At 78.4% G+C, this 9,782-nt stretch carries 5 protein-coding genes; all 5 read right to left on the bottom strand.

Annotated elements, in window-relative coordinates:
* A partial coding sequence (locus tag ACSNOD_RS23325; RefSeq protein ID WP_436768981.1) for an HEXXH motif domain-containing protein occupies nt 1–1,314 on the bottom strand: 1,314 nt, incomplete at its 3' end.
* The gene (locus tag ACSNOD_RS23320) at nt 1,311–2,489 is read right to left on the bottom strand and encodes an FxsB family cyclophane-forming radical SAM/SPASM peptide maturase (RefSeq protein ID WP_436768980.1); all 1,179 of its coding nucleotides are present in this window, start codon (nt 2,487–2,489) and stop codon (nt 1,311–1,313) included. The genes ACSNOD_RS23320 and ACSNOD_RS23325, both read right to left, overlap by 4 nt.
* A 133-nt stretch (nt 2,490–2,622) precedes the next feature.
* Nucleotides 2,623–2,829: an FxSxx-COOH cyclophane-containing RiPP peptide gene (gene fxsA / locus ACSNOD_RS23315; protein ID WP_436768979.1), complete on the bottom strand. Its 207-nt coding sequence runs from the start codon at nt 2,827–2,829 to the stop codon at nt 2,623–2,625.
* A 1,507-nt stretch (nt 2,830–4,336) separates the two neighbouring features.
* A complete protein-coding gene (locus tag ACSNOD_RS23310; RefSeq protein ID WP_436768978.1) occupies nt 4,337–7,990 on the bottom strand; it encodes an SAV_2336 N-terminal domain-related protein in 3,654 nt (1,217 codons plus the stop codon).
* Between the two features lie 610 nt (nt 7,991–8,600).
* A complete protein-coding gene (locus tag ACSNOD_RS23305; protein WP_436768982.1) occupies nt 8,601–9,611 on the bottom strand; it encodes an AAA family ATPase in 1,011 nt (336 codons plus the stop codon).
* Between the last annotated feature and the right edge of the window lie 171 nt (nt 9,612–9,782).

Genomic DNA, 9,782 nt, shown 5'->3' with positions numbered 1-9,782 from the left:
GTGCTGGTGGGCGGCCATCTCGCCCACCAGCACGCGCCCCTCGGGGGTGAGCCGGCGGGAGCCGAGGAGGGTGGGCAGGGTGGCGCCGACCTGCTCCCGGCAGCGGGAGTGCTCGGCCCAGGCGCTGTCGCGCCGCATGGGGTCGTCGGTGGCGAGCGCCAGGCGCTGCCAGTAGTCGGCGAGGGCCAGGTGCGAGTACGCGCCCTGGAGCAGCCCGTCGAAGGGGCGCGGGTCGACGCGCCACGGGGCCCAGTGGAGCGGGGTGGGCCCGGCGGTGTGCAGGGGCACGAGCTCGGCGAGGGCGGAGAGCTTGGCGTGCTGGAGCTCGTGGACGACGGTCGCCGCGAGGTGGCCGGGGCCGGGCGGGGCGCTGCTGAGCACCGCGCCGTACGCCTCCCGGCGTGTGCCGCTGCAGTGGGCCGCGCCGCCGTACGGGGAGGCGCCGGGCGGCGGGTCGAGCGGGACGACGCAGTCCAGCAGCGTCTCGGCCTCGGTGGCGCGCGGTTCTCCGCCCAGGCGCAGCAGGGGCAGCGCGGCCTGCCAGACGGAGCGCCAGCGGTTGCGCTCGCCGTCGGGCAGCCGTTCGGCGGCGCGCAGGGCGTCCGGCCGGCCGCTGCGGGTGGAGCGGTAGGGGTCGAGGTCGTCGAGGAGCACGGTCCACGGCCCGGCCGGGAGGGTGTGCACGGGGGCCCAGCGGGGGTCGGCGGAGCGCCAGGTGCCGTCGGCCGAGCGGCGCACCTCCGCGGTCCTGGGCTGCGCGGGAGGGGCGGCCACGGGCCGTACGGTGAGCCGGCCGCGCTCGCCCCGGACGTCGAACTCGACCGGTGGCGGGCCGGGTTCGGTGCGGCACAGGGCGCCGACGGTGGGCAGGGGCAGGGTGCCGTCCCGGGCGGGCAGCCGGAGCCGGAAGTCGATCCCGGCCCGTACGGCGGCGGCGCAGGCGAGGTGCCCCAGGTGCGCGAGGTCGGGAGCGGGCGGCCGGGGCCCGGGGCCCGCGGGGCGGTGCGCGGCCGTGGCGAGGGCGCGCACGCAGGTCTCGGCCCAGGCGCCGACGAACGGGTAGTACAGCACGCGGCGGGCGGCGGCCGGGGCGGCGCGCTCGGCCTCCTCCAGCAGGCCCCAGTGGTGGCGCACCGACTCCGCGGCGCCGGGCGGCAGGGCGCCGGCGGGGGCGGCGGCCACGGCGTCCAGGAGGGTGCGCAACAGCAGCAGTCTGCGGGTGCGCTGGCCGGCGGTCAGCACGCCGAGCGCGGCGGGCCCGCCGCCGGTGCGCCCGAGCTCGCGGAGGATCTCCGGGGTGAGCGCCGTCGTCATGGGGCGGCCGCCGCGGCGAGCCGGGCCGCCACATGCCGGATGAGGCGCTGGAGGTCGGCGCAGTACACCGAGGGGTTGCGGAAGCCGGACCCGGCGCGGTAGCGGTGCGGGTACTGGCCGCCGCCGCAGACCTCGACCAGGGGGCAGCGCAGGCAGACGGGCGCGAGCGCGGCCCGCCCGGCCTGGCGGGCGGCGATGCCGGGGTGGGCGAGGGCGTCGTCGAAGGAGTGCCGGAAGATGTCGAGGCCGGTGGCCGCGGCGCCCTCGTAGGCCGACTTGAGGGAGTCCACCTGCTCGATGGAGCCGTCGGTCTCCACCACCGCGGCGGTGAACGGCTGGAGCCCCATGGACTCGGTGCCGGCGGGCACGCCCAGCAGCAGCGCGATGCACTCCTCGAAGATCCGCACCCGGGTGCGGCGCCGGTCGGACGACCACCAGAGGTCGAACGCGGCGCACAGCCAGTCGCCGTACGGGGCCGGGCCGTCCGCCGGCCCCGGCAGCCCCGGCGGCGGCGCGCTCCAGTTGCCGTGCGGCAGGAGGAAGTCGATGGCCGGCGGGTCGAAGGCGAGCAGCGACTCGTACACCTCCTCGGGCCGCGAGCGGAGGTCGACCACGCACAGTACTCCGGCGTAGGTGTCGCGGTGGTGGTCGGCGAGCAGCCGCAGGCCGCGGGTCGCGGCCGGCCAGGAGGGGCGTCCGGCGTGGTCGACGCGGTCGCGGTTGTGGTGCGGCAGCCCGCCGTCCAGGCTGACGCCCACCCGGATGCCGTGGGCGGCGAGGACGCGCAGCCGCTCGCCGGTGAGCAGGGTGCCGTTGGTCTGGACGACGGCGTGCACGGTGCAGTCGGCCGGCACGCGCGCCCGGACGTGGCCGACGGCGGCGCCGAGCCGGGCGGGGTCGGTCAGCAGGGGCTCCCCGCCGTGCAGGACCACCGCGACGTCGCGCAGGGCGTGGCCGGCGGCGTGTTCGGCGATCCGCTCGGCCGCGCGCAGCAGAACGGGGTCGTCGGAGGCGACGGGGTGGTGGCGCCAGGTGTCGTCGGCGCCGAAGTAGATGTAGCAGTAGCGGCAGGCGAGGTTGCACCGGCTGTTGACCTTGAGGATGAACTGCCGGAAGGGCACCGGGCGCGCCGCGCGGGACCCTGTCGGCTTCTCGCGTGTTGTCCGCTGCGCCACTGAGGATTCTCCCTTGTGCCCCGCGTGCCGGCCCGGCTGCGCGCCCCGCCGGTCGTGTGTCTCCCGCGCCGGCCGTGTGTCCCGCCGGTCGTCCAAGGAGACCGAAAACGTGCGGTGCGGCGGTCGCGCCGGGTCAGAAGGAGTTGCCGAATCCCCAGAGCATTTCGGTGGGTTCCTCGATCCGCGAGCGCAGTTCTGTCAGCACCTCGGTCAGTACGGGGTGGTCCAGCGTCCGCAGGGTCGCCAGGTCCAGGCCCTGGAGGTCCGGCAGTTCTCCCCTGGGGACGCCATTGGGTACGGGCCCGGCGACGCCACCGCTCACCGGCTCGAGTCGACTCATGTCAACACCACCTCTGCTCGTTGCCCGGTCGAAGCTCACCGGAGATTCCCTCGGCGGGACGGACCGAAACGGGGAGTGGGTGGCGGGGGGCGCCATTCGGCCGTGTCGCCGCGGGAGAGTTTGCGGCGCGGAGGCCCACGCGGCGCGGTTTTCGCGGCCCGGCGGGCCACGGACGCGACGGTTCTCGGCCGCGGGGCCGCGGGGCCGCGGGACGGCGGGACGGCGGGACGGCGGGGACCCGGGCCCGACATGCCGGGCCGGGCCGGCGGCCCGGCGCGGGCCCGGCGCATGGACGCAGGGCAGTTGGGCCCCGGGCCAGCGCTGGCGCGGGCGCGGCGCATGAGCGCAGGGCAGTTGGGCCCCGGACCGGCGGGCCCGGGTTCGGTGGGCCCCGGCACCTCAGGCCGGGCGGCCCCGCCGCAGGCGCGGGCAAGGGCCCGGAGCCGACGGTGTCCGGCGGGATGGCGCCGGCGCGGCCGGCCGGACTGGCGTCGAGGCGGACGCGGACGGCCGGTCTCGGCACGGCCCAATTCGGCCGACGCCAGCGCGGCCGAGTGGACCGGCGACAGCCGGGGTCGGCAGGCCGACCGGAGCAGCGTCGGGTACGGCCCAGCTCGGCCGGGGTCAGCGGGGCGCGCCAGGTCCCCGAGCCACTCGGCCGTACGGACCGCGTCGAGGCCGCCGCCAACGCGGCCAGGCGGCCCGACGCCACCATGGACGCGGGCCGGCGGCCCGACGCCGGCCGGGCCCGCCAGGCTGGCAGCGACGCAGACGGCGGACCGGGACCGGTGGGACCTCGGCCGTACAGGCCGAGTGGCCCGGCACCGCCGGGCGGGTTGGGCCAGCGCTGACGCGCGGCACGGCGCGAGCAAGGGCCGGCGTTGACGGCGCCGGGCGGCCGGTGCGGGCACCGCCCCCGGTTCGGCCGGCTGCCACGCAGGCGGCCGAACCGACGCCGCGCACGGCCCGGTTCGGCCGGCGCCAGCGGGTGGCGCGCCAGGCCCCCGAGCCACTCGGCCGTACGGACCGCGTCGAGGCCGCCGCCAACACGGCCAGGCCGGCCGGCGCCACCACAGGCACGGGCAGACGACCCGACGCCGACCGTGCCCGATGGGCCGCGCCAGCGCAGCCGGGCGGACTGCCGTCGTCGCAGGAGCGGGCGGCCGCTGCTGGCACGATCCCCCATTGGGCGGCGCCAGCGCGGCCGAGTGGACCGGCAGCCGCCCGACAGGCCGGCGGCGGCGCAGACGGCGAACCGGCATCGGGCAAAGCCCAGTTGGGTCTGCGCCAGCGGGGGGCGGGCCAGGCCCCCGAGCCGCTCGGCCGTGCGGACCACGTCGGAGCCGCCGCCAACACGGCCAGGTCGGTCAATGCCACCACAGGCGCGGACAGACGGCCCGACGCCGACCGTGCCCGATGGGCCGCGCCAGCGCGGCCGAGTGGACGGCGGCAGCCGGGGGCGGCAGGCCGACCGGACCAGTGTCGGGCACGGCCCCATTCGGCCGGGTCAGCGGGGGCGGGCCAGGTCACCGAGTCGTTCGGCCGTGCGGACCGCGTCGAGGCCGCCGCCGCCCGGGAGTCGGCGCCACTCCTCCAGGGCCATCCGGTAGGACTCCCGCGCGGCCCGCGGCCGCCCCGCGGCCTCGTAGACGACGCCACGCCGATGGTGCGCGGACGCGGCGAGCCGGATCGCCTCCGCCGGGTCCGGCAGCCGTTCCTCCGCCGCGCGGGCCGCCTCCGCGGCCCGCCGGTACGCGCCGGCCGCGTCGTCGAGCCGCTCGGCCCGCCCGGTGTGGCGGAAGTTCAACCGGTGGGCCTCGCCCCGGTGGAGCCAGGAGCGGGCGCGCACGAGCGGGTCGCGGGCGCCCTGGACGGCCAGCCCGAACACGTACTCCGCCTCGCGCAGGTCGACGAGATCCTCCTCCTCCCGGTAGCGCAGCAGCAGCGCGCGGCCGAGCATCAACAGCCGCGCGGCCAGGCGCGGGTCGCCGTCGGGGGTCTCCATGCGGCAGTCCCGCAGCACGCGCACGGCCTGGGAGACGAAGCCCTCGCCGCCGGGCGCGCCGACGCGTTCGAGGAGGGCGGCGCCCCACTCGGCGAGCAGGTCGCTGTACTCGGCGCGGTCGCGCGGCACGGAGCGGCAGGCCGCCGCGTAACGCCGGGCGGCCTCCTCCAGATGGGCCGGGTCGCCGGCCCGGCGGCCCCCGCCGTCGGAGCCGCCGCCCGCCGCGTCATCGGCCCGGTCACCGCCCGTACTGACAGCGGCGGCGGCACCGGCAGCGCCAGCCGCACCGGCAGCACCATCTTCGTAGCGCCGCACCGACAGCCGGGCGGCACGCGCGGTACAGGCGGCCCGCAGGCTCTGTTCGCGGGCCTGGCCGCGGGCCCGGTCGATGAGCCGCTCGGCCTCGTCGAGCCGGCCGCCGCGCAGCAGCAGCGCGTCGACGAGGTCGAGCGCCGCCCGGACCCACTGCTCGTCGCCGGTGTCCGGCTCGGCGGCCAGCGCCTCGCACGCGTGCCCCAGGGAGGCGGCGGCCTGGCCGGCGTACACCCGGGCCCGTTCGGGGTCGCGCGTGGTGGTCTCGGCGAGCCGCAGCAGGGCCCGGCCGTGGGCCAGCGGGAGGGCGCTGGGCCGGGGCCGGTCCAGCGGCCAGGCGTCACCGAACGCTTCCAGCATGCCGACGGTCTCCTGCAGGAGACCGGTGTCGCCGCCGAGGCGCCACTGCTCCTCCAGCACCCGCACCCGCTCCAGGGTGATGGCCAGTGCCTCGTCCGCGGTGAGCACCGGGGAGGCGCAGACGGCGGCGAACTCCCGGTCGGCGCGGCGCAGCAGTTCGAGCGCGGCCCGCTCGTCCCCGGCGGCGCTCCGGTCGGTGGCGCGGGCGTGCAGGACGCGCGCGAGAACGGCACGGGCCCGTACGGCGCCGGGGTGGGCGGTGGCGGTCATCGCGGCCCGCTCGGCCTCGTCCAGGGCGCTGCCACCGCCCTGGAGCCGCCACAGCCGCAGCAGTCCGGCGGCGAGTTCGGTCCACAGTTCGGGGTCGGAGCCGCGGACCCGCTCCTGGGCGGTGGCGGCCCGCAGTACCTGCACGGCGTCGAGCAGGTTCATCACCATGCCGTCGGTCTCGAACCGCCGGAGGAGGGCGTGCGCCTCGCGGACGGCCGCCGCCGCGGGGCGGGCTCCGGCCGTACGGTCGTCGGCGGTGCCCGTACGGTCGCCGGTCGCGCTCGCCGCGTCCGTACGGGCGGCGGCCCCGGAGGCGGGCCGTGAGGCGGCACCGGCACCCGTACTGGCGGCCGGATCGGCGCGCCGGGGCCAGGAGTCGGGCAAGGGCAGAAAGCGTTCGAGGACCTTGGCCGCGACCTCGGCGAAGGGCCGCAGGCCGCGCGGCCGGGAGCCGGGCGCCCCGTCGGCCGCGGCCCCGGGGAACGCGGAACGGCCGCCCGGCCCCTGGGCGGGGGCACCGCCGGGGCGGTCCGGGCCGTCCGGCGCGGGAGCCGGGGGCGCGCCGTCGTCGCGGTCCGCGCCGTCGCCCTCGTAGGGGCCCGCCGCGAGCTGGGCGATGGCGAGCGCGGGGAAGTTCGGGCCGCCCTTGCCGAAGCGCTGCTCCACGTACTCGGAGCAGTGCTTGAGCACGAGCAGCGCCTCGTCCCGGTCGATGGGCGCCAGCAGTTCCTCCTGGACGCCCGGCGCGAAGGCGAACCAGCGGCCGTCGCCGCCCTCCTGCTCCGCCCGGCTGAGCAGCCCGCTGAGCAGCACCTCGGAGAGCTCCGCGGGCCCGGAGTCGGGCAGCATGGTGCGCTGCACGAGCTGCATCACGGGCAGGTACAGCGGCGCCGCCGCCAGGTAGACGGCGAGCTGGGCCGCGCCGGGCGAGGCGGTGGACCGGAAGCGGCCGACGAGCTCCGCCGGGGAGAGCCGGGCCCTGGGCCGGGCCGGCGGCTGCGGCGGCTGGTCCGCGCGCACCCAGCCCACGGCGGCCGGGACGGGGCCGGCGCCGCTGCCCGCGAGCAGCCGCGCCCAGGCGCCGAGCGCGCCCGCGACCGGGGGCAGGACGGGCACGGGCAGCACCGCGCCGTCCTCGGCGGGCCGCTCTCCCCCGTCCTCCGGCAGGAAGCGCAGCGGCGCCACCTGTCCGGGGCCGTCCCCGCGCAGCAGGGCGCCGTACGAGACCGGCAGCCGGGTACGGGCCCACAGCCGCTGCGGCAGCGGCTGCAGTACGGCCACGGGCGCGTGCCGGGCCAGCCGGTGCAGCAGCCGGTGCGCCTCGCCGCCGCGCCACAGCGGGCCCACGCAGTCGCTCACCAGAACGGTCACCCGGCGGCCGGTGGGGTCGCTGAGCAGATCGGCCGAGCGCAGGGTGGCCGCGTGCGGCTCCAGGCGGCGGCTGACGGCCGGGCCGCCCTCGGGCGCGAGGTGCAGATACTGCACCTGTACGTCCCGGAACGCGCCCAGTTGCGCGAACACCTGCTGGAGTTCGCCCAGCATCCGCTCCCACACGTACATCGAGGAGGAGGCGTCCATGACCAGCTGCATCGCGGCGTCGCCCCGGGCGACCTCGCGGAACACGGGCATCACGAGCCCACCGGCGCTGGCGGAGCGCTCCGCGGTGGCGTGCTCGTCGAGCTCCCGCCGGGTGGAGCGGGCGGCGCCGCGGTAGCGCTGCAGGGGGCGCAGGGCGCGCTGGAGCTGGAGGAGGCCGGGCAGCGCGGCCGCCTCGGGAATGCCGATGGGGGCGGCGGCGGGGTGCGGGCCTCGGCCGTCGCCGCCCGGGCCCGGCGCGGCCGGGTACAGCGCGACCCGCTCGTCCCCCGCCGCCTGGCGCGCCTGTTCGGCCCGTACGGTGTCCTGGGCGCCCCGCTCCGCCGGCACGCCGTTGCGCGCGGCGGCCCCTGGGCCGGTGCCCTCGCTGCCCCGCAGCGGGTCGCCGGCGGTCGCGCCGGGGCGCTCACCGGCGCCCGGCGCGGCCGGCGGCACGGTCGGCCGCGCCCAGCGGGCGAGCCACAGCGCGTCGGCGAGCTCGTCCAGCCCGGGAGCGAGGCCGGCGGTCCGCAGCGCGTCGATGACCCGCGCCAACCGCTCGTCCGGCGCGCCGCCCTCGCCGACCCCCGCCCCCGGCCCGAACGGCGGCCCTCCGCCGGGTGTGTGAGGGCTATCCACGCCGCCAGAACTGCCGCCGGCAGAACCCTGTTCGTCTCCGACTCCGCCGCTGGGGGCACCGCCCTCACAGCCGGTGTCACGCGCACGGGCGCCCGCGAAATCGCCGCGACCGGCGGACCCGTCGGAGGCACCCGCGCAGCCGCCCGAGGACGTGCCGACGTCAGCAGAACTGCCGCGATGGCCGCCGCTCGCGCCGGCCGCAGGGCCGCCTAAGCGAGTCGTGCCGACTTCGGCCGCACCGCCGACGGACGTATCGGGCCCGCCCCCAGCGCTGCGCGCGGGCAGAACGTGACCGCCCACAGAACTGCCGCTGGTCGCGGCAGGCGCCCCCGCAGAACTGCCGAAGCCAGCCGCGCCGCCCTCCGCGGCGGACAAGGCGTTCGCCGCGGCACCACGCGGGGCCGTCTCGGGGGCCGTTGGGGTGCCGTCGGCGTATACGTCATCGGCCGCAGGACTGCACACGGGAGCGCCGGAGGCAGCCACTCCCGCGGCCTCCGGGTCGCGCGAGGCGCCGCTCGGGTCCGGCGCGGGAGCCAGCCGGGGCCGGTCGGGGGTGTTCAGGGGCGGCGCGGCGTGGGGGCGCTCGGCGGTGCGGTGGGCCATGGCGGCATCACCTCGGGCGGTCGAGGCGCTGGATGAGCATGTCGGCGAGCCGATCGCGGGTGGGTGGCGCCGCGTGGTGCGTGAGATAGATCGCGTTCAACAGCTGGTCCGCGGCGAGGAGTTCGCTGCGCGAGCGGTCGAGGAAGCGCTTGATGAGGTCGTCGCCGGCGCGCGCCGCCTCCTCGCCCAGGTGGGCGCGGACCACCGTGGCGAGCCGCTTGTGGTCGGGCTGTCCCAGTTCGAGGTGGATGCAGCGGCGCAGCAGGGGCGCCGGGAAGTCGCGTTCGCCGTTGCTGGTGAGCACGACGAAGGGGAAGGCCCGGCAGCGTATCCGGCCGTCCCGGACGGTGACCTTGGTGCCGTCGTCGGTGAGCACCTCCACCTCCGGTTCGCGCTCGGCGAGCCGCTCCAGCTCGGGGATGCCGAACTCGCCCTCCTCCAGGACGTTGAGGAGGTCGTTGGGCAGGTCGATGTCGCTCTTGTCGAGCTCGTCGACGAGCAGCACCCGCGGCTTGGCGGTGGGCAGCAGGGCCGTGCCGAGCGGGCCGAGCCGGATGTAGCTGCCGATGCCGCCGGGGGGCGCCCCGGGGGCCGTGCCGGCGCGGCTGCTGGCGGCGAGCTGGTTGTCCTGGAGGCGGGCGATGGCGTCGTAGCGGTAGAGGCCGTCGCCGAGCGTGGTGCGGCTGACGATGGGCCAGCGCAGCACCCGGCCGAGGCCGAGTTCGTAGGCGACGGCGTGGGCGAGGGTGGACTTCCCCGCGCCGGGGCTGCCGGTGACGAGGAGAGGCCGCCGCAGATAGAGCGCCGCGTTGACGATCTCGAGTTCCTCGGCGCCCGGCCGGTGCATCTCCGCCATGTGGCGGTACGCGCCGAGCCGCCGGGCGGAGGCGCTGTCCGTGGCGGGGCCGGGCTCGACCAGGGGCCCGCCGTCGAAGTCGCGCCAGGGCGGGGGGTCGGGCAGCGCGTCGATGCCGTCGTGGGGCTCGCCCGTGCCTCGGTAGATGAGCCACTCGCCCATGGCGGTCGCTTCGGGCCCGGTGGTCGTCTCCGGCACGGGGTTGTCATCGGGCACTGCGTGCTCCTCGTCGTCGGGTTCCTGGTGCCGCTTGCCTGACGCCGTCCCCAGCCGCCCGTACCGCCCCGGAGCGGCGACGGGCCCCGGTGCGCCCCGCCCCGCCGGCACCGGCGC

Origin of the sequence: Streptomyces sp. URMC 123 (genome assembly GCF_051386515.1) — a bacterium.
GTDB lineage: Bacteria > Actinomycetota > Actinomycetes > Streptomycetales > Streptomycetaceae > Streptomyces.
The sequence above is the reverse complement of the archived record's forward strand: the minus strand, read 5'-3'. Positions and strand labels throughout refer to the sequence as shown.